The organism is Nostoc sp. CALU 1950 (assembly GCF_051172895.1).
Lineage (GTDB): Bacteria > Cyanobacteriota > Cyanobacteriia > Cyanobacteriales > Nostocaceae > Nostoc > Nostoc edaphicum_A.
On record NZ_JBDNJQ010000119.1, the window covers coordinates 1 to 25,934 of the forward strand.

18 protein-coding genes, 1 other RNA gene and 1 pseudogene are annotated in these 25,934 nt (G+C 42.2%); 8 read left to right on the plus strand and 12 right to left on the minus strand.

Going from position 1 to position 25,934, the window contains the following annotated elements:
• The first annotated feature begins 31 nt into the window (after window positions 1-31).
• A complete protein-coding gene (locus tag ABF638_RS26265; RefSeq protein WP_435025838.1) occupies window positions 32-331 on the plus strand; it encodes a 2Fe-2S iron-sulfur cluster-binding protein in 300 nt (99 codons plus the stop codon).
• A 543-nt stretch (window positions 332-874) separates the two neighbouring features.
• Here ABF638_RS26265 and ABF638_RS26270 read toward each other — a convergent pair.
• From ABF638_RS26270 to ABF638_RS26285, 4 genes are all read right to left on the minus strand, one after another.
• On the minus strand, window positions 875-1,858 hold the full coding sequence (locus ABF638_RS26270) for an iron-siderophore ABC transporter substrate-binding protein (RefSeq protein ID WP_435025839.1): 984 nt from the start codon (window positions 1,856-1,858) through the stop codon (window positions 875-877).
• Window positions 1,859-1,942: 84 nt separating this feature from the next.
• Window positions 1,943-4,591: a TonB-dependent siderophore receptor gene (locus tag ABF638_RS26275; protein ID WP_435025840.1), complete on the minus strand. Its 2,649-nt coding sequence runs from the start codon at window positions 4,589-4,591 to the stop codon at window positions 1,943-1,945.
• 109 nt (window positions 4,592-4,700) lie between these two features.
• Entirely contained in the window at window positions 4,701-5,693 is a 993-nt protein-coding gene (locus tag ABF638_RS26280) for a helix-turn-helix transcriptional regulator (RefSeq protein WP_435025841.1), read from the minus strand.
• 48 nt (window positions 5,694-5,741) lie between these two features.
• Window positions 5,742-12,836 carry an AAA family ATPase gene (locus ABF638_RS26285; RefSeq protein WP_435025842.1) on the minus strand — a complete coding sequence of 2,365 codons (7,095 nt, stop codon included), beginning with the start codon at window positions 12,834-12,836 and terminating at the stop codon, window positions 5,742-5,744.
• 184 nt (window positions 12,837-13,020) lie between these two features.
• On the opposite strand from ABF638_RS26285, the gene ABF638_RS26290 reads away from it, so the two are divergent.
• Window positions 13,021-13,761: a cytochrome c biogenesis protein CcdA gene (locus tag ABF638_RS26290; RefSeq protein WP_435025843.1), complete on the plus strand. Its 741-nt coding sequence runs from the start codon at window positions 13,021-13,023 to the stop codon at window positions 13,759-13,761.
• 29 nt (window positions 13,762-13,790) lie between these two features.
• Window positions 13,791-15,191 carry a cytochrome c biogenesis protein gene (locus ABF638_RS26295; protein WP_435025845.1) on the plus strand — a complete coding sequence of 467 codons (1,401 nt, stop codon included), beginning with the start codon at window positions 13,791-13,793 and terminating at the stop codon, window positions 15,189-15,191.
• 75 nt (window positions 15,192-15,266) lie between these two features.
• On the opposite strand, the gene queF is transcribed toward ABF638_RS26295, so the two are convergent.
• The 6 genes from queF to ABF638_RS26325 form a co-directional block, all read right to left on the minus strand.
• Window positions 15,267-15,680 carry a preQ(1) synthase gene (queF, locus tag ABF638_RS26300; protein WP_069072741.1) on the minus strand — a complete coding sequence of 138 codons (414 nt, stop codon included), beginning with the start codon at window positions 15,678-15,680 and terminating at the stop codon, window positions 15,267-15,269.
• An 85-nt stretch (window positions 15,681-15,765) separates the two neighbouring features.
• Window positions 15,766-16,164, minus strand: a complete 399-nt coding sequence (locus tag ABF638_RS26305) for a hypothetical protein (RefSeq protein ID WP_435025846.1) — start codon at window positions 16,162-16,164, stop codon at window positions 15,766-15,768.
• Window positions 16,165-16,323: 159 nt separating this feature from the next.
• On the minus strand, window positions 16,324-16,707 hold the full coding sequence (locus tag ABF638_RS26310) for a phasin family protein (RefSeq protein WP_435025847.1): 384 nt from the start codon (window positions 16,705-16,707) through the stop codon (window positions 16,324-16,326).
• Window positions 16,708-16,732: 25 nt separating this feature from the next.
• Window positions 16,733-16,829, minus strand: an RNA gene (gene ffs / locus ABF638_RS26315) — signal recognition particle sRNA small type.
• Window positions 16,830-16,866: 37 nt separating this feature from the next.
• Window positions 16,867-17,133, minus strand: a complete 267-nt coding sequence (locus ABF638_RS26320; protein WP_181931382.1) for a YciI family protein — start codon at window positions 17,131-17,133, stop codon at window positions 16,867-16,869.
• 174 nt (window positions 17,134-17,307) lie between these two features.
• Window positions 17,308-17,739, minus strand: coding sequence for a hypothetical protein (locus ABF638_RS26325; RefSeq protein ID WP_435025848.1), 432 nt, complete (start codon window positions 17,737-17,739; stop codon window positions 17,308-17,310).
• Between the two features lie 120 nt (window positions 17,740-17,859).
• Between ABF638_RS26325 and ABF638_RS26330 the strand changes: the two genes are divergently transcribed.
• Both ABF638_RS26330 and ABF638_RS26335 read left to right on the plus strand, forming a co-directional pair.
• Window positions 17,860-19,710: a S8 family peptidase gene (locus tag ABF638_RS26330; protein ID WP_435025849.1), complete on the plus strand. Its 1,851-nt coding sequence runs from the start codon at window positions 17,860-17,862 to the stop codon at window positions 19,708-19,710.
• A 127-nt stretch (window positions 19,711-19,837) separates the two neighbouring features.
• Complete coding sequence (locus ABF638_RS26335) at window positions 19,838-20,071, plus strand: hypothetical protein (protein WP_181931385.1); 234 nt, start codon at window positions 19,838-19,840, stop codon at window positions 20,069-20,071.
• Here ABF638_RS26335 and ABF638_RS26340 read toward each other — a convergent pair.
• Window positions 20,058-20,381, minus strand: coding sequence for a thioredoxin family protein (locus ABF638_RS26340; RefSeq protein WP_181931386.1), 324 nt, complete (start codon window positions 20,379-20,381; stop codon window positions 20,058-20,060). The two genes, ABF638_RS26335 and ABF638_RS26340, sit on opposite strands and share 14 nt — an antisense overlap.
• Window positions 20,382-21,217: 836 nt before the next feature.
• Between ABF638_RS26340 and ABF638_RS26345 the strand changes: the two genes are divergently transcribed.
• Window positions 21,218-23,743 carry a 4Fe-4S binding protein gene (locus tag ABF638_RS26345; RefSeq protein WP_435025850.1) on the plus strand — a complete coding sequence of 842 codons (2,526 nt, stop codon included), beginning with the start codon at window positions 21,218-21,220 and terminating at the stop codon, window positions 23,741-23,743.
• 136 nt (window positions 23,744-23,879) lie between these two features.
• Complete coding sequence (locus tag ABF638_RS26350; protein WP_435025851.1) at window positions 23,880-24,218, plus strand: hypothetical protein; 339 nt, start codon at window positions 23,880-23,882, stop codon at window positions 24,216-24,218.
• Between the two features lie 166 nt (window positions 24,219-24,384).
• Here the strand turns inward: ABF638_RS26350 and ABF638_RS26355 are convergent, their stop codons facing one another.
• Complete coding sequence (locus ABF638_RS26355) at window positions 24,385-25,254, minus strand: Rpn family recombination-promoting nuclease/putative transposase (RefSeq protein WP_435025852.1); 870 nt, start codon at window positions 25,252-25,254, stop codon at window positions 24,385-24,387.
• A 333-nt stretch (window positions 25,255-25,587) separates the two neighbouring features.
• Here ABF638_RS26355 and ABF638_RS26360 point away from each other — a divergent pair.
• Window positions 25,588-25,934 (plus strand): annotated as a pseudogene (locus ABF638_RS26360) (HEAT repeat domain-containing protein); the annotation flags it as partial.

Consider the following 25,934-nt stretch of genomic DNA (forward strand, 5'->3'; position numbering starts at 1 on the left):
ATGGAGTTTATATTGAGTTAGGACTTTTGACATGGCAACTTACAAAGTTACATTACGTACCCCAGACGGCGAAAAAGTAATTGAAGTCCCTGAAGATGAATACATTCTAGAGATCGCTAACGAGGAATACGAGCTAGACTTGCCCTATTCCTGTAACGCTGGTTCTTGTTCTACCTGCACCGGAAAGCTGATTTCAGGTGAAATTGACCAAGATGATCAAAACTTCTTAGACAACGATCAAATGGACGCAGGATGGGTTCTCACCTGCGTGGCCAAGCCCCTTTCTGATTGTGTAATCGAAACCCATCAAGAGGAAGCGCTTAACGCTTAATTAAGAAATGTGGATTTAATAAAGAGCAAGTTTTGTAGGGAAGGCAGAATCAGCGGTGGCTACCCTGCGGTTTTTCCGAAAAGAGTACCACCCTTAGCGCAGCATCTCGTAGAGAAGCAGACGCATCAAAAAGCATCATAACTGCCGTTGTGTTAGTGATGAATTTCCGTAAGACATCTAAAATCTGAGGTAGTGCCGTACTGTCGGCCATCGCACACCTTACTTGATTTAAAATTTTGCACTTTCCTAAAAAATCTCTATAGGTTAAGTAATTCACACTAGAAAGCGCTCCCCCTTGTGGAGAGCGCTTTTTATTTATGTTTATAAATTACAATGCGTTCCCCTTTTAACTCGATGTACTGCACAGGTTTTTCTTGTTCATTATTTAGGAATTGTTCGACTAATAAAGTGTTTAATTGGTCAAGTAAAATAGTGCGATGTTCTCCGACCGAACAGAGGTCATCGCAAGGGTAATTTTCTGGTCATTCTTAGGAGGGGTGGTGGCAGGATTTGCAGACAAGTATGGCGTGTTAAGGCATGGGTTTAGGGTGTATTAACTAAATATTTAAATAAATCATCAATAACGGCATTTATCGCTAGAACATCAAAAGCATACCAATGATCAGAATCGACAAAATAAACCCGATTTTGTTGAACCACCTTCAGCTTTTGCCATAAAGGAGATTTCTGCAACTTTTCCAAATTTTTTTTAGCATCTCCTTTTCTGTAAGAAAGGAACAAAACGTCACCATCAATTTCAGATAAATTCTCGTAAGAAATGTTACTTCTTGTGAAAAAATCTCCGCTTTGTCCAGGTGGGCGTTGTAGCCCAATGTCACTCAAAAGTCTACCAGTAGGATGTTTGCTTCCATAAGTGAATATTCCATAGGTTTGATCTACTGTGGCAACTGATACTTGCATCTGAAGACGGCGATTCTCCTTTGGAGAGGCTACGCCAACGCCCAAAGCTTGTTTAAGTTGTTCAATTCGCTGCCAATAGTCGTTAATTAACTGTTTACCCTCCTGTTCTTTATCGAGAATCTTGGCGATATCTTCTAAAGTTTTCTGCCAAGAAGCAGGAGGAGATGGATGATCTAATGCAACTGTAGGGGCAATATTGGTTAGCTGCGTGTAGATATTCTGCAACCGAGTATTTGACAAAATTAAATCGGGTTTCAGTAGCAGAAGCCTTTCTAAATTTGGCTCAAATCCAATATTTTCAACTCCGTCTGCTTTGTCTCCCAGATGTTTTGGGAAAGGTTCACCTGGAATCCATACGGATGCAATGGGTTTAATACCCAATGCTAAAGCAGTACTAAAAGTACCTCCCCACAGAGTTACGACTCGTTGAGGGTTGAGAGGGATGCACGTTTTATCCGTTGTGTGTTGAACCTTCCGGCAATTTTCTGTTGGCTGTTTTGAGCTTGTAACACTGTGCTTAATATTTAAACTACAAGCCGAAGCGAGTGTAAAGGTCAAGACTCCCAATAATAATAAGTAAGTAAGGTGACGTAAAGGTATTTTCATGAACGCCTACTTTACACAAGAGAAAAAGTTAATGCTCTACGCTTCATCTTGACGGATAGAAGCGTAGGATATCAGGGGCTTTGCTCAAAACTGCCAGGAAATTGTACCCTGTATTGTCAGGGGATCGCCAGGTACAATCCGATTTACGTTTTGTGCAGAAACAAAATAATCAGTGTCGAACAAATTCTTGATATTGATCGCAGCTCGGTAATTGTCCCGCTTGTAATAAATAGCTGCATCTGTGCGTACATAACTTGGTAAATCAACCGTGTTGCCTAAGTTGGCTTGCCGATCGCCGTAGTAAAAGGCTCCTAAACCGAAGCCTAATCCTTTTAAACTGCCGGATTGAATTTCGTAAGTTGTCCATAGATTGAGCGCGTGTCTCGGCACATTATTCAGTTGATTACCCACTGTCAATGGATTGTCTCTTGTGATTTCTGCATCAGTGTAAGCATAACCAGCAATGATGTTCCACCCTGGCGAGATTTCGCCAGATATATCAAACTCAATCCCACGACTGCGCTGTTCCCCAATTTGAATAGTTCGTTGTGGATTATTTGGATCTTCGGCTGAGAGATTGGTGCGAGTCAAATCATAAAATGCCAAGGTTGTAGATAATCGATCAGTCAAATCTGCTTTCACCCCGATTTCATACTGCGTTCCTCGCTCCGGTTCCGGTAGGGCTGCACCGAATACAGATGTCGCCTGATTGAATGAACGGCTATAGCTGGCATAGAGTGAGATCGGTTGAATGGGCTGGTAAACAATACCAACACGAGGGCTAAAAGCTTCTGTTTGCTTAAAGTCAGTTGTCTGGTTCAATAAATCTTGAAACTCTTGATTGGCAATATCAAAGCGTCCACCCAAAAGTACTTTGAAGTTTTCTGCTAGGGTAATTTGATCCTGAAGGTAAAAACCTAATTGTTGCGCCGTATTTTTGATATCAAAATCTGGAAGACTAGCTTCTGTACCACTTCCGTATACAGGATTGAAAACATCGAGAGGAGTAGTCTCATTGAAAAGAGATTTGGAATTAGTGTCTGTTTTGCTCAGGTTAAATCCAACGACTAGCTCATGCTTGATACTACCTGTTGTCAACTTACCGACCACAAAATTGTCTAGATTATAAGCATTTTCATCGTAGTCAAAATCCTCAACGCCTCTTTCTAATGTACGCAAATCATCTTGTAATCCGAAAGGAAACACAAGATTTCGTTTTAGGCGAAACAAAGAAGTCTGAAAAACGCTCCGCGCTTGCCAGTTATCGCTAAAGCGATGTTCAAAATTATAGCCAATCCGAAATGCACTATTAGAGGTGTCATTAAAATTAGGCTCACTCACAAAACGATTACGAGGAATTCTCCCATTGGGGTTAGGCAAGACGCTTCCCTGTGCCGGTATCCCAAAATCATAGGGCCCCTCTGCAAGGGAATAGCTTGCTTCTAGAGTCAGCTTTGTTCTGTCACTAATTTGCCAGCTTAAACTAGGTGCAATTAGATATTGCTGTTGCTCATAGAAATCAATAAAGCTTTCGTTTGTTCCAGCAGAAGCATTCAGGCGATACAACACCGTTTTACTGTCATTCAACGGGCCGGATAAATCAATTGCACCGCTATAGGTATTGTAGTTACCAATAGAAGTTTCCACGGAGTAGAACGGATCGCTTAATGGTTGCTTCGTGACTAAGTTGACCTTGCCGCCGAGTCCGCCTTGACCGAATAGAACCGAAGCGGGCCCTTTAAGGACTTCGACCCGCTCAATATTTGAGCCAAACCCGATACTCTGGATTGAACGGTCTTGTATCCCATTGAGTAGAATATCTGTACCAGCATCAAAGCCCCGAATTTTGATGATATTGAGAGGATCGCGAGGGCTTCGACTTCCTAAGACGACACCCGGCGCATTTTTTAACACTTCTGTGAGGCGAGTTGCTTGCTGGTCTTTAATGACCTGTTGCGGTATGACCTGAATCGACTGGGGAATATCACGCAACGGTGTGTCGGTTTTTGTGGCAGATGAGGTATTGGGAACGCGATACCCATCCTGTTCACCCGTCACCACCAACTCAATCGGTTCATCACTTTCTGCTGAAGGTGTCTCTGGCGGTGTTTCACTCGTTGGCTGCTCAGGTTCAGGCTGTTGTGGTGACTGCATTGCTGTTGTAGCAGGTGTAAAACCAATAATCAGCCCTTCATCCCCATCAAATAACTCAACAACTGGCAATCCCGCCTCACCCACTACTGTGACTCGGATAGTATTGGCATCCAGATTTGTGACAGTTATCTCAGCAATTCCTGTAACTGGTTTTTGGGAACGGAATGTAAACCCGTCACCACTGGGTAAGCGCAGTTGAGCATTAGGAATATCAGCGATAAAATTATTCTCAGCACTGCGATTGGTGATTTGCAGTTGTTCTGCTTGAGTCGTCTGTAAAATCACCTCCACACCTTTTTCAGTGGGGTTAGCTTGCACTCCCGTCACTTGTGTAACATTCTGGTTAGTTGGTGTTGGTGATTGGGAAAGCAAACCTTTAATATTAGAGGCTGGAAAATTAAGCTCACTTAATCGAGAAATCTGTGTAGTTAATTTTTGGTTATCTTGAGCTGCAACAGGCACACTAACAGCAAAGTTGAAAATGTATCCTATCAAGCTGGGTAATAGCCAGGAATTTTGTTTGTGCAGAAATATCCAACCTTTCATCTTGCTCATCACACCACAGTTACTAAAATTCACATAAAAATCTGACTTATTGCATATTTTTATTAATTGCAATAAGGCATAGTGTAGAGAAGTGTCGGTGTGAGAGTCTATTCCAAAACGGCATTACAGTCGCAAAACGGCATTACGAAGCTAAAATATTTCTCTTTCCTGACAAACATTCTCTAGGCGTAATACCAAATTTTCTTTTAAAGGCAGCAGCAAAGTGTCCTTGTTGGGAATAACCGCTCAAATTGGCAACTTCAGCAACACTCAGCTTACCTTCTCGCAAAAGTTGCTCTGCTTGCTGCATACGGATACTAGAAAGATAACCCAACACGGTTGTGCCAAACAATTCTTGAAATCCACGCCGTAAAGTGCGATCGCTCACCCCAACAATCTGCGACAATTCCAACAATGACGGCGGATTCTCTAAATGTGCCAATAAAATTTCCCTAGCCAGATGAATCCGGGCGATGGTGTCAGGCTTTAGTCGTGGCGATCGTTGCAGTCCATCTTGAGCAGATAAGATAGGAGCTAATTGCAACGCCATAAGTTCCAATACCTTCGCTTGCAAATACATCCGCTTTGTCATTCCCTGGAAAGGACAGTTGACAATTTGCTGTGCTACTCCTTGAATAGCCGATGTAGTTTTCGGGTAGAGCAAACTTTGCCAGTCGTTACCCTTTGCCAACAGACGCAACTGCTGGGGGATTTCTCCTGTTTCATCAGGGAAAAAAGTTGCCAGCAAGTCAGGAGGCAGATGGATGTCAACGCCTACACGTCGAGATTTTGGTGATTCTGTAATCATTTGGCGTTGAACACCGCTACCAGAAATACACGTATATCCTTCCCCTAACTGCCCCCCATATTCGTCTATGACTTTGCCGCAAAGGTAGACACCAAATTGCAGTGGGTGATCCCATTCAGGGACTTTACATAGGACATCATCATGATATTCACAATCCCAAATCGTCAAACAGAGATCGGGATGCACCTCAATATCACGTAGATAGCCTTTACCAAATTGCTTGGGCATTTGACGGAGGATTTCAAATGGTTCCGGTTGTTGTAGGCTGTTGCAGTTAGCTTCTGCCCACAGTTCCCAATCCTCTTTCATCGTCAGGGTGATTGTCATGACTGGATAGATACTTAAATTTAATGATATTTATTATTAATAATGCCATCATGCAATGCCTAAACTTTCACTTAATGATGTTATCGCCTTCACCAATTCCTCTGGATCTACAGGCTTAGAGATATGCTGTTGAAATCCGACAGCGATCGCTTGCTGATGATCCATCTCACCAGCATAAGCAGTTAAAGCGATCGCTGGAATAGTCCCGCCTTCCTCTGGTTCTAGACTCCTGATCTGTCGCATCAGCATATAACCGTCCATTTCTGGCATCCCAATATCGCTGACAATTATATTTGGCTGGGATTGACTCAGTGCAGTTAAAGCTTCAATGGCTGAGGCGACAACTGTAACAGTTGCACCATATTGTTCCAGCATAAAGGGCAAAAACTCTCGCATATCTGCATCATCATCCACCACGAGAATCTCTAAGCCAGATAGGGGAAAGGACTGAGCCGCCACAACTGCGGAATTATCTTTTGCATCCTTGATTCCCTTGCTTTCATCCTGTATGCATGGAAGCCTGACGGTGAAAGTTGCTCCTCTAGCTTCGCCGAGACTTTCTGCTTGCACAGTTCCCCCGTGAAGTTCTACGAGATGATGGACGATCGCTAATCCTAAACCTAAACCGCCAAATTTTCGAGTTGTGGCACCATCTGCTTGGCGGAAATAATCAAAGACATAAGGTAAGAACTCAGGTACAATTCCCTTCCCTGTATCAGTTACACGGATTTGTACCTGTGAGCCAACTTGCTCTAATTTAATTTTTACTTCTCCTCCAGTAGGAGTAAATTTAATGGCATTGGAAAGAATATTCCAAATTACTTGTTGCAATCGATTAGCATCGCCTAAAACTTCCCCGATACCAGATTCAAGACTTCTGTGAATCTGGATAGATTTAGCCTCCGCTGATAAACGCACTGTCTCGATCGCAGCTTCAATCACTGATATCAAATTAATTCGGCCGAAGTTGAGATTAAGTTTACCTTGAAGGATACGGGAAACATCAAGCAAATCTTCAATTAATTGGGTTTGTAACTTGGCGTTACGCTCAATAGTTTCGAGGGCGCGATCGCTTGTTGCTTGATCAAGCTTGCGACTCCGCATCAGTTTTGCCCAACCCAGAATCGGGTTGAGTGGTGTTCTCAATTCATGGGATAGCACCGCTAAAAATTCATCTTTGATGCGGTTTGCGGCTTCAGCAGCGCTTCGTGCCGTTCGTTCGGCTTCGTAAAGATGGGTGCGAGCGATCGCTTGGGCGCATTGTTGAGCCACAGCCAAGAGAAACGCTTGATCTTCCTCACTTAGTTGTTGAGGCTGGGTAAATCCCACACTTATACCTCCAACTGCCGAACCCTCTACCATTAATGGAATAGAAATCCAGGCTTTAAAGTCATATTGGGCATATATTTGGGATAAATGTGGGTAACGAGCAATCCGATTTTCTGTTGGTTCAGCCCAAATAGCTTTCCCAGTTCGCACTGCTTCTGCTAGAGGAGAAGGTGAATCGATGGCAAAATGACGCCAACTATCCACCAAATCTTGGTTATAGCCAACCGCACGCACAATTTCCAGTTCAGTTTTACTTTCATTCACCAAGGCGACGAGGGCAGAAGTGGCTCCCAAGGCAGCCATGCTCTGCTCTACAATCACTTCAGATACTTGGGCTGGTGTCAGGGATTCTGAAAGGGCAGCTGTAATAGATTGGAGACGGGCAATGCGTTCCAGGGCTAATTCTGCTGTTTTTTGTGCTTGTTGCGCTTCTTGGTAAAGGCGGGCATTATCGATCGCGATCGCAGCTCGATGGGCAACATCTTCTGCTAATAACAAGTCAGCCGTGCTGTAACGACGTTCTGATTCGGCAGTAAAAAAGGAAATTGCACCAAAAATTTTTTCACGTGCGATCAAGGGCAAAATTATACATGACTTTAAACCAAGTTCACGCACAATCCTTAGATGTTCTGCGTCTAAGATGTATTTTAATAAAGCCGCATCTGGAATTTCAGTTACCATTTCAGCAATTCCTGTACGCAGCACTTTAGGCACACCTTGAGGTTCATCTAACTTTCTGGGATAACGTTGATAAAGTTCCCAACCGAGTTTTACTTTCTCTGGATCTCGGTGAGCAACTGCTACCCGACTAATTGATTGATTATCTTGAAGCAGATCAACGGCGCACCAATCGGCCAAGTAAGGCACAACCAGTTTAGCCACACTTGCTAACGTACTTTCGTAATCAAGAGAAGAGGCGAGGGTTGTACTGACTTGAGCCAAAAACGCTGCTCTTTGCTGATCGGCTTCTGCTTCCTGTCGGGCGGTTTGCTCTTGAATTAGTTGGATACGTTTGGCTTCAGATTGTTTGCGATCGGTGATATCAAGCACAACACCACTCATGTGTGTGGCAATACCCGCATCGTCAAAAAAGGCTTTTCCTCGACAGGCTACGTAACGGATACTGCCGTCATCCCAAATAATTCGATATTCTAAATCATGCTCCAAGCCTTCGTTAATCGCTCGACTCAACGATTGAGCTAGGAATCCTCGATCATCTGGATGTAGACGAGCTAAAATTGCTTCAGAAGTCCCAGCAAAGGTTTCCGGTGTCAACCCAAATAGTTGATAAATTTGCTCATCCCAGTCAAAGCGATCGCTGGCGATATCCCAACTCCAAACACCGATTTCAGCAGATTTTAACGCCAGGTTGAGTTGTGCTTGGCTATTTTCCAAACCTTGATAAAGACGAGCATTTTCTAGAGAAATAGCAATTTGAACCGTCAAAATCTCCAGCACAGAAAGTTTTTTCTGTGTGAAGGCACTGGAGATTAAATTATTTTCTAAATATAAAATCCCAAGTAATTTTGACTGACGGGCGATCGGCAAACAAAGTACAGATTTAGGTTGTTTTTGAATTATATACTCGTCTTTTGAAAACAGATTTTGCTCAGTGGCATTCTGCAAAATCACTATTTCTTGAGTGCGCTGAACATAATTCAGTATTGATTGAGGAATAACTTGTGAAATTTCACTCTCTAATACAAGTCGAGAAACATCGAGCTTTTCTGCTTGGGAATTAACCTTCGCTTCTACTTCAATCACCAGATTTTGATCGTGTTCTAGCAATAAATAACCGATTTCTGCTCCTGCTTGCTCGACGACAATTTGCATTAATGTCTTCAACAACCGCGAAAAAACAATTTCACTAGATATAGTTTGAGAGGCTTTAACTATTGACAAAAAGTCTAAATGCTCACCTGTGGTAATAAACGTTCCATTAGAAATAAGCTGTTGTTGTGGCAATAGTTGAGGATAGGATTCTTCTAAGTGCTTGACTTTAGCAAACGCCTCCCAACGCATATAGGCATTTTTAGCTACTTCCAAGTAGGTTTTGGCAATTAATTCAAACTCTCGCTCAAAATAAAAGTTAGCAGCTAGCTCATTAGCTAAAGCTTCATATTGTATAAATCCCTGCTCACGGGCTGAAGTAATTGATTGCTCATACAGGTGCATTGCTTCCAAATCATGACCTGCAATTCGAGCTATTTCAGCAGCTACTAATTGAGATTTATGTAAAAAGTTTTCCGGGCAGTGTTTAGCCCAATATTGCAATTGTTGCTGATGTGATTCTAGGGTTTGTAAAAACTGTTCTTGCTCTTGATAAGAGACTGTTGGATAAAGAGCCGTTAGAGTCAATGAGTAATATAAAACATAATCTGTTTCAATCGGTAATGCCAGTGTCGTAACTGGAAATTTTGCTAATTCTAAGGCACAATTAAGAGCCTCTATATACTGTCGATAGGTAAAAAGGATAATTAATTTGATAATGTGATAAAAAATAATTCCGCTAACAAAGCCTGCATCTGTAATGATGGACAATGCGCGAGATTCATCAAAATTATCATCACTGAGATTTATATTTTTATAAGTGAGTCCACGTAAATTCATCAGGAACATCTGCTGTAACCTGATGGTCTGATAGACAGCCTCATGTTTAGACTGGTGGGCAAATGCGATATATTTTTCTAGAGATTTGGATGTATCTGAAAGTGGATAGCCTAACTGGATAATTTGCCACGATCCTTGATAACCGTTGTAGTTTGCCATTGTCACATCGCCTGCTTCTACACAGCCGATAAATCCCCGCTCTAAAAAGGGAATATCGGTGGCAATATGGTTACACCAAACGTTAATATGACTTCCATGAATATGTAGAACAACTCCTCTAAGTTTCAAATCATTTAACTTTTCATTCAATTGAATTGTCATCTCAGAAAATGCGTAGCCTGTAGGAATATCATGGAAGATAGAAACCAACAACATCGCATACATACTGTAAGCAAAACAGGAATCTTCTGTATTACCAAACTTGAGTGAGTAGTTGACTGCTTTGAGTACGACTAAAGGAAAAATATCAGGTCTACCGAGATAAGTAGGTGGACCCAAAGTTGTCAACAGACTAATTACTGTTTTAATATTGGGGTCTTGAATTACTGGAGCATCAATTAAATCAGAAACTTGTTTCTTATCTAGATTGGTTAATACCTGGTTTTTTTCAACTGCGATCGCACCTTGTATTTGCTCATTTGAATCAGGAAATATCACACCAAAAATTTTTAAAGCTGCTAATCCCAATATCAACGCTTCTTCATACCTACCTGCAACTTGGTAGAGTCTGATTTGCAGTATATAAATATTGGCTTTTTCAATAGATGATTCTGCTTTAATCAATAGTAGTTCAAATAATTCTTCCGCTTGTTCTAAATTGCCAGTTAAGAATTCACACTCAGCTAGTTCTCTAAATAAACTAAACGTTTGTTCATATTGTTCAATCCAAGCATTCTCACCTAAAAGATGCATGGCAATACTAAAAAACTTTTTAGCAGGAGTATAGGCTGTAGATGCTTTTGCTTTCTTTCCAGCAATTAAATTCAATTGTACTAATTCATCTTTTTCTGTCTGCTCAACAATTATATCGGCCGCGAGATTGAGTTGATTTACTAAATCAAAAATTTGCTCATTCACTTGTTCATAACTAGCATTTTTCAGCAAAAGCTGCCCAATCTTCAGATGCACTGCCGACTTGAATTCATCAGCAATTAAGGCATAAGCAGCTTGCTGAACTCGGTCATGGTAGAAACGATAGTTTTTTTGGGTACTTTCATCTGACTCTATAGGGATAATTAATCCTCTTAAAATTGCTTCAACAAGTGCATCTGCTGTTTTTTCAATAGATTTTTCTCCAACAAGTGCTAAAACTTCTAAATCAAAGCGATTACCAATACAAGAGGCTAACTTCAGCACTTGTTGAGTTGCAAGTGGAAGTTTTTGCATCCGCCCAATCATTAGATTGACAATATTATCTGTAATACCTTGGGCTTCAATTTCAGCTAGTTCCCATTGCCAAACACCATCTTGATGATTAAAGTTCAGCAGATTTTCTTGATGTAATATTTTGAGAAATTCATTGACAAAGAAAGGATTCCCGTCAGTTTTTTGGATAATCAATTTGGCAAGAGTTTCTACTTGTTCTGCTGAACTATGTAAGGTATCAGCAATTAACTGATTGACATAGATAGGATTCAACGGTGTCAGCAAAATTTCAGTCGTTCTTGCTCCATACTGGCGAATCTTCTCTATCATTAGTTTGAAGGGATGTACCACATCTACTTCGTTATCTCGATACGCCAAAATGAAGCAGAGATACTGGATACTAGAGCCAGTAATAATAGTTTGAATTAAATTCAAAGTAGCGCTATCTGCCCACTGCATATCATCTAAAAAAACAGTGAGTGGATGCTCTTTTTGAGCAAAGATGCTGATAAAGTTCTGAAACACTAAGTTGAATCGATTTTTAGATTCGGCAGGCCCCAACTCTGGTATATGAGGCTGTTTTCCAACGATTAGTTCAACTTCTGGAATTACATCTGTGATTAGTTTGCCATTGTTCCCTAATGCTGCTTGTATTTGCTTTTTCCAGGTAGCAAGTTGATCTTCTGGCTCAGTTAAAATTTGTCGAGCGAGTGTTTGAAAAGCTTGAACAATAGTGGAATAAGGAATATCTCGTTTATACTGATCAAACTTACCAGAGATAAAAACCCCACGTTCTCTAACAATGGGCTTGTGAATCTCCTTCACAAGAGTTGATTTACCAACGCCAGCATAGCCGGAAACGAGGACAATTTCTGGTTTGCCTTGGCTAACAACTCGCTCAAATACTTGTAAAAGCTTGGCAATCTCTAGTTCTCGCCCATACAATTTTTGAGGAATTTGAAAGCGCTCTGAGATATCTTGCTCACCTAAAACAAAGGATTGAATTTGTCCGGTTGTCTCCAATTGTTTTAAGCAACATTCTAAATCCAATTGCAAACCTAAAGCGCTCTGATACCTCTGTTCTGCAACCTTCGACAGCAATTTCATGATGATGTCACAAAGCATTTGAGGAATATCAGAGTTTAGCTTTTTCGGCGATAGCGGAGATTTGGCAATATGACAATGCACCCACTCTAAGGGGTCTTTACCTTGAAATGGTAGCTGACCTGTGAGCATCTCATAAAAGGTAACTCCCAGTGAATACAAATCGCTGCGATGGTCAATTCCTCGATTCATCCGCCCGCTTTGCTCAGGTGATAAATAAGGTAAACTGCCTTCAATACGACTGGAACTGCTAACTATTTGCTGTTGGTATGGAATGAAGGCGGCAATTCCAAAATCGGCAATTTTTACCTGATTAGTTTCGAGGTTAATTAAAATATTTTGCGGCTTAATATCCTTGTGGACAATGTGATGAGTGTGAATTTGTGCAAGTTTGCTGGTGATTTCAATGGCAATCTTCAGAAACGGAACAGGCTTTTGAAATTGGTCTATGAACTGGTCGAGCGATCGCGCCTGAAAATCCTCCATAATTAAATAAGGGATTCCCTGGTGCATCTCTAAGGCGTAAGCTTTGACTGCGGCGGCGGTATTTAACCTTTGAGCGATCGCATATTCGTGTTTGAGTTGTTCAATATTATTGGGTGTACACTGTTCTGGACGTAGCCCTTTGATAATTACCGGACACTGATCTTTAACCTTAATTCCCCGGTATATGACTGCTTTTACCCCTGCTTTTAACAAAGTCACAATTTTAAATCCGGGTAATGCAATCATCATGTCAAAGACTCCAGCCGTACTTCTTCAGGGATAATCCAAGCTTAATTATTGTATTTTAGATACATTTCCTTGGGCAGATGAAATTTAGATGATATCAGGTTCGGATAATCACTTCTGCTGACTCAAAAAGCAAAAATAGGCTAAAATTCAAGCAGAGTAAGCATTTCCCGCTCAGAGACTCCCCATGTTTGATAACCTGCAAACCCAAATTTACCAACTAGAACAATTTGCCAACAGCCTCGTTTCTAACCAACTGACACACCTTAGCGTGGTGAGTGTTGGTATCATCTTTGCCGCTGGCTTGCTCACCAGTCTCACACCCTGTATGCTTTCTATGCTGCCAATTACCATTGGTTACATCGGCGGTTATGAAGCCAAAAGCCGCCTGCAAGCAGCTGCCCAATCAACTTGGTTTGCTTTCGGATTAGCAACGACATTGGCAGGATTGGGGATTATAGCAGGGTTAGTAGGAAAAGTCTATGGTCAAGTGGGAATTGGTTTGCCGATTATCGTCAGCATTATCGCCATTCTCATGGGGCTGAACTTACTAGAAGCACTACCTCTACAATTTCCATCCTTGGGCGAAACCAATTGGATTTCGCCAGATTTACCAGCCGGATTGCGCTCCTATTTGCTGGGACTGACTTTCGGTTTAGTGGCATCCCCTTGTAGCACACCTGTTTTAGCCAGCTTGTTAAGTTGGATTGCTAGTACACAAGACTTAATTTTAGGCGCTGTTTTGCTAATTTCTTATACAGCCGGTTATGTAGCACCGTTGATTTTGGCGGGTACTTTTACAGCTTCAATTAAAAAATTACTGGAATTGCGTCGCTGGTCTGGTTGGATTAACCCAGTTAGTGGGGCACTATTGGTAGGATTCGGTGTATTTTCCTTAATTTCTCGGATTCCCCTTGGCAGTTTTTAATATCAATACTTTGTTAGTTTTTACACATAATGACTTTAGAAGATTCAGCGTCCAAAGAATTAAAATGGTGGGCATTACCTGGGAAGTTCTTACGCCAAGAGCTTTTGCCTGTACTGACGAACTTACGACTAGCGATCGCACTACTGCTATTGATTGCGATCTTTAGCTCTACCGGTACTGTAATCGAGCAAGGTCAATCACCCGCATTTTACCAAGCCAACTACCCAGAACATCCAGCTTTATTTGGTTTCTTAACTTGGAAGGTAATTCAGGTAGTTGGCTTAGACCATGTATATCGTACCTGGTGGTTTCTCGCATTACTCATCTTATTTGGCACTAGCTTAACTGCTTGTTCATTTACTCGTCAGTTACCAGCCTTAAAAGCTGCCCAGCGCTGGAAATATTACGAAGAACCACGGCAATTTCAAAAGTTAGCTTTGAGTGCAGAACTAGATACTGGTTCCCTAGATTCCTTAAGCCAGATATTACAGAAACACCGCTATAAAATTTTTCCAGATCCAGAAAAAGCAAATCTCCTCTACGCCCGTAAGGGAATAGTTGGACGCATCGGCCCAATTATCGTTCATATTGGCATCGTCGCTATTTTGCTAGGGGGAATTTGGGGGGCGATGACTGGGTTTCTGGCTCAAGAAATGGTTGCCAGTGGCGATACATTTAAAGTGACAAATATTGTCGATGCTGGCCCTTTAGCAGCAGCCCAAGTCCCGAAAGATTGGTCTGTGCGTGTCAATCGTTTTTGGATTGACTACACTCCATCTGGTGGCATTGATCAATTTTATTCAGATATGTCTGTCTTGGATAATCAGGGAAAGGAAGTTGACCATAAGAAGATTTTTGTCAACGAGCCTTTGCGCTATCATGGCGTAACTTTCTATCAAACTGATTGGGGAATTGCAGGTGTTCGCGTCCAATTTAACAATAGCCCCATTTTTCAGCTACCGATGGCGCAATTGAACACCAACGGGAACGGGCGCATTTGGGGAACTTGGGTTCCGACTAAACCAGATTTGAGTGAGGGTGTCTCCCTATTAGCCAAAGACTTGCAAGGAATGGTATTAATTTATGATGCCACTGGCAAACTCGTTGATACAGTCCGCGCTGGGATGTTCACCGAAATCAATGGCGTGAAGCTGAAAATTCTGGATGTGATTGGTAGCACTGGCTTACAAATTAAAGCCGATCCAGGCATCCCAATTGTTTACACAGGGTTTGGTTTGCTAATGCTAGGTGTGGTGATGAGTTACTTTTCCCACTCGCAAATATGGGCATTACAAAAAGGCGATCGCTTATACGTTGGTGGCAAAACTAATCGCGCCCAAGTTGCTTTTGAACAAGAAGTTTTAGAAATTTTAGATCGCCTGAGTTCACAACCAAAAAGTGAGGAGAAAGAAACAGCGATTGAAGTTTAAAAGCAGAGGAACGCAAAGTAATCCTCCGCGTTCCTCTGCGATTTCCTTCACGCCCCTCTGCGTTTAAAACTTACCCTACTTTTGGTGACGCACTTCAACCACAGTATGTACATTACCGCGAGGCGTGAAATCTGCTTTCACAGTGACTTCCAACGGATCACAAGCAGCTACAAAATCATCCAAAATTTGATTAGCAGATTCTTCGTGGGAAATGTAGCGATCGCGGTAACTATTAATATAAAGCTTGAGTGCCTTCAATTCCACTACCCGTTCATCAGGTACATAGCTAACGTAAATTGTCGCAAAGTCAGGATAACCGGAAAACGGACATTTACAGGTAAATTCCGGCAAAGTAATGTTAATGTCATATCGTCTGCCCACACGCGGATTCGGAAAAGTAATTAGTTTACCTTCCGCAATGTCGCGTTCGCCATACTTCATTTCTTGGCTTGCTTGAGATGCACTCTCAGATAATTTATCGGTTGTCATTTGTCATTTGTCACTTGTCATTGGTTATTTTAGCCGTCTTTACGTCCTTTTAGTAATTGTTGTACAGACGCGATTAATCGCTTCTCTACTCTTCCTTCTGCCAATCGGGACAATTCTCATCTTCACAACCATTGGGATGCATAGCACAAACTAACAAATTACCACCATAAACTTGACCGTGGTAGTGAGTACAACCAATACAGGCAGGATTTTTTTCGGCTGTGGGTTCAACTGAATAGGGAAAACCCGGATCTACATCTGCTACAATGTCTTCCAGTTCCCAGTAAGCTTCCAACATTGGTTCAGCCAAATCCTGTAAATACTGATCGACTTCAGTGAAAATGTTACTGTGTACTTGCTCAGTGACTTCTTCCGTTAACTCAAAAAATGCGTCAACCACTTCACCCATTCCCAGGAAGAAACGCTCTACTTCATCAGCCACTGTTTCAACGATTTCTACTAAGTCTTTTTGCCACTGTTCCATAAACTTGACACCTTTGCAGGCTATAAACAGGACGCTTTGTGTTCTCTGGCTTGAAGCACTAAATTACACACTAGGCAATGTATCTTATCAAGTTTCTATCCGAAGTGTCATGTCAAGATGCCACTGATTGCTAATATTTCGATCAAAAAATGCTTTTTATTAATCGCGTTGCAATCGTTTTAACTCGTCTTGCAGGTTTAGCACTTCTTGGCGTAACTTATCTACATTCTCATCATTTGATGCCTCTTTCACCGTTGGTTCTTCATCGTCCTCTAAAATTTCAATGCGGCGAGGTTCAGAAGGGGGTGTTGTCTCAGAGGTTTCAGCAGATGGTTGGGCTTGTTGGGCTTGCTTCATCATCTCTTCAACGAAGCGGCGGGCTTCTTCGGTATTCATTTCGCCCTTGGCAACCATTTCATCTGCCAGTTTTTGGACTTGCGATCGCACTTGGGCTAATTTTCCCCCTGCTTTCTCACCTGCGTAAGAAGCTAATCCAACACCGAGGTAAAAAGCTTTTTGAACAATATCTCCAAAACCAGGCATTGTTGCTGACCGCTCCTAAAAATAGGGCGACCCGGAGACTACGCCTACCACAAGCCTCCCGTGTTGCTGCTACCTTCCGGTTCTGACAAGATTTGGGTGTTGCGATCGCATAGATCCAGGTCTTATAAAAGCATAGCATTAAAATCCAGTAAGTGTGTGTTATTCCATAACAATTCGCCATTCATAAAGTTGATAGTTGACGCAGCCGTGTTTCACCAACGGGTCATCAGCTACAATCGCTTCTGCTTCAGCCTTTGAGGTTGCCTCAAACAGCAACATCCCGCCTCTTTGCTCCGCCCAATAGCCTGTTCGTGCTTTGTGTCCTTTAGTAATCAAGTCCTGAATGTAGGCTTTGTGGGCAGGTACATATTGGTCAAAGGTAGGTTTATCGACTTTGCCTTCTTCAATCTTTACAAACCAAGGCATAAGCGTTTTAACTCCAGTTACAACAAACATCCTGCTTTAGTTATTACTATTTTTGAGTAGCATTTGAGTAGCAATTTAATCAAAAATCTGGGCACTCTGCCTCGATCAGGATGGCTTTGTACCCAGAAACAACAATCAGGCTATAGATTAATCATTAGGGATTCAATATAACTACTACTGTGGTTGCGATCGCAAGTCTTGTAATACTCCCTGCAAAAATTTACCCCATTCCGCCGCCAGAGGGATTTCTGTAAACGGAACCCGCACTGAGTTAGTAGATTCGGAAAATAGAAACTCTAATTCTATAGAACGACCTTTTTCCGGTGGATTCTCTACATCTACTGATTTGTCATTTACTAAAAGCTGGATTTGTTTGATATCAAGCAAAGAGAATGTTTCTAGTTTAATCGGCCCTTTAGGCGTGGGTTTTCCCCAAGTTAGATTATTGCCTTTTTGACCTAGTACAGAATAAATATCATACTTAGCGCGTTCAAATTGCTCTGCCCAGGCGCGATAGGCTTCAACTTTTTGATACTCCTTCGAGCCTTGCCAAGCCAGCCAGAAAAACATTACTAACAGCGGTAACCACAAAAGACCACGTTCCATCGTTTAAAAAAATCCTCAGTCCTGAGTGAAACTTGTAACTAAAAGTGCAAAATCCACCAACAAGTGATGCAGATAAGTTATGGTAGTGAGCAAACTGGCAAAAAGCGGTGATGAGTTAATATGAGAAAACTTATATTATTGTGCTTGTTTGTCATTGGGCTGGGATCTGCCATATTTGGTTTCCTGAATTTTCAGGGATTGGCAGCTAAAGGAGAGTTTGAGACGATTTTGCTTGATTTTCGGGAAGATATTCCATCATCTGTGGTGGAACAGAATTTGCAAGCGATCGCCAAACAATATAACGTTACACCCCAATTAGACAACAAGTTTTCCAAAAAAGATAATGTGTATATTATCAAGGGCGATCGCCAACGGCTCAAAGAACTGAAAAAATCTCAGTTTGCCCAAGCTACAGAATTCATTGAACCAAACTATATCTACAGCAAGATTCCCCAACCAGGTGAAGCCGCTTGGCTAGGAGAATTTTTGCGACCCCAAGAAGACGAAGAAGCAAGTCCTTCATTAACTGGCCCCAATGACCAATATTACAGCAAGCAGTGGAACTTGCACAAAATCGGTATTGAAGGCGCATGGAGTCAAACCAAAGGCAGTGGCATCACAGTTGCAGTGATTGACACCGGGATTACCAAGGTTCGCGACTTGTATGAGACAAAATTCGTCAAGGGCTATGATTTTGTTAACGATCGAGAAGAAGCCACAGACGATAATGGCCACGGTACTCATGTTGCCGGAACTATTGCCCAAGCCACAAATAACAAATATGGCGTAGCTGGAATTGCTTACGAAGCTAGTCTGATGCCGCTGAAGGTACTCAGTCCTTATGGTGGTGGTACTATTGCCGATATTGCCGAAGCGATTAAATTTGCTGCCGATAAAGGCGCAGATGTGATTAATATGAGCTTGGGCGGTAGCGGTGAAAGCCAGTTGATGAAAGAAGCGATCGAGTATGCCCATAGAAAAGGTGTAGTTATTATTGCCGCTGCGGGGAATGAAAACGCTAATGGAGCAAGCTATCCAGCCAGATATCCATACGTCATCGGCGTTTCGGCAATTGGCCCAGATGGCGAAAGAGCGCCCTATTCTAACTTTGGTGCTGGGGTAGATATCTCTGCTCCTGGTGGTAGTGAAGCTGGTAAGATTCTCCAAGAAACCATCGATGAAAAGGGCGAAGGCGTATTTCTGGGCTTCCAGGGTACAAGCATGGCTGCTCCCCACGTTGCTGGGGTTGCGGCATTAATCAAAGCTGCTGGCATCCAAGAACCAGATGAAATTTTAAAAGTCCTCAAGCAGTCCGCACGAGTTATTCAGGATGACGGTTTGAACTATTATGGCGCTGGACAACTCAATGCAGAAGCAGCAGTCAAACTAGCCTTTAGTGGGCAAATCAGTTTCCCAGATTTCTTTCGATGGTTGCGGGATAGCGGGTATCTTAACCCCGGCTTTTGGATTGATGGTGGTGCGATCGCACTGGTACCAAAGATTTTAATGGTAGTTGGTTCCTATCTGCTGGCTTGGTTTTTACGGGTTTACTTCCCCTTCACTTGGAGTTGGTCTTTATCTAGTGGACTAATAGCTGGTAGTTCTGGATTATTCTTCCTCAAGGGAATCTATATTTTTGATCTTCCCCAATGGCCTTTCCGGGTTTTGGGCAGTTCAATTCCCGAACTAGGCAATACCCTCCAAGGAACTGATGCCTTGAATCCCCTATTTGCTAGCGTACTGATTCCCATTGTATTAATGGCATTGCTGCTGGGACATCCTAGTTGGAAATGGTTTGCCATTGGTTCAACTTTAGGTGTAGCAGCGTGCTTAACTATAAGTGCGTTTTTAGATCCAGCAGTTTGGGGATTAGGAAGTGGTAACTTAGCACGTCTCTTCCTCATTGCCAATGCCCTAATTTGTTATGGACTTGTTCGTTTAGCATTGAAAAACGAAGAAAAAATTGCATAAATGGGGAATGGGGAATGGGGAATGGGGCATAGCGCATGAGGAATCAATTTTTATAACTCCTAACTCCTAACTCCTAACTCCTAACTCCCTACTCCCCCCCACTCAGCACTCAGCACTCAGCACTCTTATGAGCATTACACTTACAGGTACAATCGAACGCCGTGATATTGGCACAGGCGCATGGGCGTTAGTCACAGAAGAGGGTGTTACTTACGAAATCCTCAGAGGGGCTGACAAAGACTTACTTAAAGCCGGACAAAAAGCAAAAGTTAAAGGACAGGTGCGCGAAGATATCATGACTACTGCCATGATTGGCCCTGTCCTGGAGGTCAAATCTTTTGATGTAATTAGTTCTGATTAGCTGTGGAATCCAGAACTTCTTGCAGACGACTTCTAAACTCCCCTTTGGGATGACCTCCTTTTACTTCACCAACAATCTTAAATTCCCCGTCTGGAGAATTGCAGAGGATGTAAGTAGGCCATCCCATTTCTGATTTATCGGGATATTGAGTTAATAAAATCTTGCGATACTTGCGGTAAGCAGTCGTATCTTGCATCTTTACATCGATAAATTCTAAACCCAGTTCTTCTACCACCTTTTTGTCATAAAAAGACATTTTGTGGCAGATGCCGCACTCTTCTGAAGAGAACTTAATCACAGCTAAACTCATGGGTTGGCTACTCTTTGATTCTAGGCAAAGTTTTTTAGCATAATGCCATGAAATATTACCATATAGCTGGGCATTCGTGTCAACCTAAGCCTGAAACCCTACTCCAATATTTTTTCCTCCTTCGCTGCTTCTAGTAGCGAAGGTAATTTTGTGTGAGGTTCTGCCTTTAGCAGCATGGCTGTCCTATACTAATGCGATCAATTCTCCTAGTACCGCAAGATAAAAGTCAAAAGAATTGTATTCTAACCTCTTGCGCCATTTCAAAGAGTTTTATAACCCGCCTACGCGGATTTTGTATGTGTAGCCGCGACTTCTAGTCGCAGAGGCAAGTAATAATTTAGACTTTTCAAACACTGCTTAAACAAGTCGTAGTAGCTTTTAGCAATTCCTAAACTGGGATTGAAGTCAGTAGTAAAATTGATTGAAGATTTAAATAATGATAGTAATAAGTTTAGAACTTACTTACTGTACAAATTAATCATGGTATGCACTTACCAAAATAGTTTTTTAGGGTTTTATTAATTATTATTTTATGGTGAGTAAATCAACGCCGTAGGTGCAATTCATGAATTACCCCTACGGCAGATGTGGTTTTTCAAAACATTTATATTTGGTCTTTCCTATCAATGCGTAAAGCCTAATTTTGATTGAAAAAGCTGTCTACTGACTTCATCTATTGATCTCGGAGAATGAAAAAAGGTCTTGGAAGTTACTAGAGAAGTTAAGGGAAAAGGTAAAGTGTAGTCCGATCTAAACTTCGTTCTAAATTATGAATTCTTGAAGCAGCTTTCAAGGGATAATTCTTGTTATACAGCAGCCTACACGGAGAACTTAAGATGACATCTCCAGAAATGGTCTTATGGCTACAAGAACGCACCAGTTTAGGAATTCTCTCACCAGAAGTATTAAATGCGATCGCTCAACAAATTGAAGAACAAGTAGTGAGTGCCGAAACTGACTTAGTTAGCGAAGGCACTCCTCCAGAAGCCCTTTATATTCTTGTAGAAGGTCAACTAGAAAGCAATAGCACCAATGAAACCAACCCAGCTTTAGCTTGTGGATTCCTTCCAGGAGCAGTGATTGAACTCAAAGAATTGCTGTTGGATGAATTAACTCCATTCACAATTACTACAGTAACTGAATGTCACTTGTGGGTTATGCCTGCTGCTAAATTTCGTGAATTAGCCACCCAATACCCCGAAATTGCTCAAGCTTTTTCGCGTCAATTGGCTCAAGAATTAGCTCAAGTAACATCTGCACTTGGCTACGAACAAGAACGTTCCCTCGCTTTGCGGCCATATTTAGTTACTAAGGCGCAACGGGGAATTGTCGGTACAAGTCGCTATGCTGTGCGGCTGCGGGAGCAAATTCGAGAAGCTGCTGCTGACAGCAAATCAGTGGATATTTTCGGTGAGCCAGGGTTAGAAAAAGACAACATAGCAGCCCTCATCCACTTTGGTTCTCCCAAACGGCGAGAACCAATTATTAAGGTAAATTGTGGTATTCTCCAAACGAGCGGTGCAGATTTATTCGGTCGCGCTGGTGGCAAACCAGGATTGTTGGAATGGTTGGGAGAAGGTACTCTAGTTCTCAACAACATCCAAGAATTACCTGAAGAATTATTATCTCCCGTGACGCAGTTGCTCAAAACTGGTACGTATACCCCCGTGGCTCGTTCTGGAGAACCATTACCTGAACCTCGTCCCAGTCGAGCCAGAATTCTGATTGTTTCAGAAAAAACTCAGCCGACAATTGAACGCTCTGTTGGTCACATTATTAAAGTACCACCGCTACGGGTGCGGAAAGCCGATATTCAGACACAAGTTGAATATTATACCAGTCTTTACATTCGGTCTAGAGGCGTTCCGAAACCGCACATTACCCCAGAAGCTCTGCGTCGCCTCCAGTCTTATGATTTTCCTGGCAACCTCAAAGAATTGAAAAATCTGGTTGAAAGGGCGATCGTGCAAGCTGAGGGTGCCAATGAATTAACAGAAGAAATTTTCTGGCCAGCCGAAACTAAGAAAAAACGATTTCGGGTGAATCTGTTAAATGCCTATCCCTCTTTACGGCGGTTTTTACGTAGTCCCTGGTGGCCCGATCGCATTAATTATGGTTTTACTGCAACGGCCTTTGCTATCACAGTTGCAGTCTTATTTATTGGGCCACAAACCCGCGATCGCAATTTCGTATTAAATCTATTTTGGGCTTGGTGGTGGCCTTTCTTCTTATTTCTCTTTCCCTTTTTGGGACGTGTCTGGTGTTCTGTTTGTCCCTTCATGATTTACGGGGAAATTACCCAAAAGTTATCTTTATGGCTGTGGCCTCGAAAACTCAAACGCTGGCCAAGAGAACAAGCTGAGAAATGGGGCGGATGGTTCATGTTTGGTTTGTTCTCCCTAATTTTTTTATGGGAAGAACTCTGGCATTTAGAAAATACTGCCTACCTCAGCGCTTGTTTACTATTGTTAATTACCTCTGGGGCGATGATTTTCTCGGCTCTTTTTGAGCGGCGATTTTGGTGTCGGTATCTCTGCCCCATTGGTGGGATGAATGGTTTATTTGCCAAACTCTCAATGACGGAACTTCGGGCACAGCAAGGTATTTGTTCTGCTAGTTGTACCACTTATCAATGTTATAAAGGTGGGCCGCAAAAGGGTGAAGGGCTGGAAACCAATGGATGTCCTTTATACTCCCACCCAGCGCAGTTAGAAGATAACCGAGATTGCGTACTGTGTATGACTTGCCTCAAAGCTTGTCCCCATCGTTCCGTTGAATTTAACTTACGTCCCCCTGGTATTGAACTGTGGACAACTCATGTACCCCGCACTTATGAAGTAGCATTATTGTTTTTGCTCTTGGGTGGGATATATCTACATCGCTTACCAGAGTTGCAGGCTTGGTTGGGGTTAGAACTGGATTTAACTCAGTTTTGGCAACATTTGGGATTATCGCTGCTAGTGTTAATTATCCCAGCGATTCTTACCTTTGCGGCTTATGGCTTGCTCCAAGTGTTCAACTTTAACCGTAAGCCTCGATCATTTGTAGAGCTTGCCTATGGCTACCTACCATTAGTTTTGGGGGGAAATTTAGCTCACTATTTGCGTTTGGGCTTGGGTGAAGGCGGGCGAATTTTACCCGTCACCTTTGCTACTCTTGGTTTGAGTGGTGAACAATTGCCAATATTGGTTGCTCACCCAGCGGTGATTGCCTTCTTGCAAGGTGCAACCATCATTTTCTCAGTGTTAATGACTATATTATTAACGCAAAAGATTGCCAAGCAACCAGTGCGATCGCTCCTTTGGCAACACCTAGCTGCGATCGGGTTAGGAGTTAGTATGTGGGCAATTATCGTGTTTTAAGCTGATATATTCCACCAGGCGGTTTCTAATCGCCTGGGCTAGGTGCAAAATGTGAGTTAAAAACATTCTTCTTCCCAAATAACATGATAGAAAATACGTATATGATTTCTCACTCATAATGTAAGGATTACAGATAATGCACGTTCTCAAAAGATCCATCAAACCAGCAGCCTATATATCGTTCCTCCACATCTACCAAACTACTTGGGGAACTGCTGGTGATATTTGTTTAATCCGTGAATCTGTAGCTAATGATAGTACCGCGAAGTTTATCGGACACAAAATCGAACTAGCAATTCCAAGAGGGTTGGAGCGCGATCGCATCGCCAACTGTCCAATAATTAAAGTTGCAGGTAATGTTGGCGACGGACATCCCAAAGAGCATCCGTTGGAATGGGAAGCTTATGAAGGTGTAAATGAAGAAGTAGCTTTAGCAGCTCTCAAACCTTGGGGATTCAAGTTAATTGAACTTTAATGTGGCAATCTGACAAGCTCAACTCACTTTCGTTCTTCTGAAACTATTTTTTCCCCTAGTGCCATCAGACATTGGCTCAAATGGAAAAATTCATCTAATAGACATAGGAGTGAAATTAATTATGCGTTGCCCTAAATCCTTGGTAGGCATAATTCATAAATTGTATCTACGTCGTTTTCACTCCTATGTCTAATGTACCAAACCAGGTTTCTAAATCCGCGATCGCCTGAAAATCCAATAATGCTTCACCGAGATTTTCTAATTGTTCTAAGGAGAGAGTTTCAATCCGGTCTAGCACCTCTTGGGGTAATTCTCCCACCCGTCGAGTAAGCTGACGGAGAATGAGCAATTGCCCTTCTGCTTTTCGTCCTCTTAGTTCTCCTCGTTGTTCTCCTAGTTGTTCCCCTTCTCTTAGAATTTCTTGATAAATCACTGACTCGCGCATCATACCCTCCCGAAATAATTGTCGAATCAAATCTTGATTGTATTTTAACCCCGCTAAGATTTGGGTGTAAGCAGAAATTTCTGATCGTTGTCTTGGCTCAAGTTGACTAACTTTTCCCACAACTTGTTGCAACAAAGCTTGGGGTTGCGTGGTTGCCGCCAGTGGTGCTAATGGTAACAAAGCTGGCTCATTGAGGAATAGTTCAGGATTTTCTTCCCATAAGCGAATCACGCGATATTCATGACGGGTAGTTTCGACACAGAATACAGTTTCAATTACTGTTCCCGGTGCAGGGGGAAGCAGTAATACGACAACTTGCGTTATTGGTAGGCGATACAAACGATACAAGCGTACCCAATAATCTAGCATCCGCAGGGGTAGGGGTGGCGTAGATTCTAGTTTGGTTTGAAATTCCAGATGGAGAATGCGTCCTTGTAGCTGTAGGAATGTGACATAATCAGCGCGAATTGGTTCGATGCTCAATTCGGTTTTGAGGACTGTGACGGAAGTTTGCGGTGTTCCTAATACCCAACTGGCAAAGGTAGCAGGATGTTTTTCGGACAGGAGTTTGCAAAGGTTATCAAAAGACATTTGCGATCGCTAACAATTGAACGAGGTATTGTTATTATCTCGTGCAGTGGTTTGAGTAAGCGATGTCTACGACGGGCTACGCCTACGCACCATCACTCAGGAAAGCTCAATACTATACTCTGAGCGTATCTTTTTAAATTCCTGTAATATTTACATTAATATTCCATTTCTGGCTAGGTTGAGTTATCAGACGGTAAAAAGATAACTGTAGCGGTTCCTGATTTACTAGTAAAAACCTAACTCCCTTCTCTTTCCCTACCAAGGAAAGGGCAGAAAGAGCCTTTATATCTAAAAAAATTACGAATTACGAATTACGAATTACGAATTATACAAATGTATCTGCACATAATTAAAAAGCGATCGTCGCCCTTTTTCCTTTTTCCCTTTATCCTGCTGCTGACACTCCTCCTCTGTTTGCCTTGGGTGAGCGCGAAAGAACAGCCTAAGCCCAAACCAGAAGCATGGCAGATTAACGGTATCGTTGCTGCCCTTGATGATGGACATAACGGAGTAAAGGGGTCTGCACTAGACAAATTAGTTGGATATGATCTAAAAGATTTAGAATCTCTGGGAAAGAAACCAGAGGATATTGCTCAGAAAGCTGCCAAAATCCTCAAGGATAAAACTGTTGACTCAAGTGTTCGTTCCAGTGCAGCATCGGCATTGGGAAATCTAGGGGA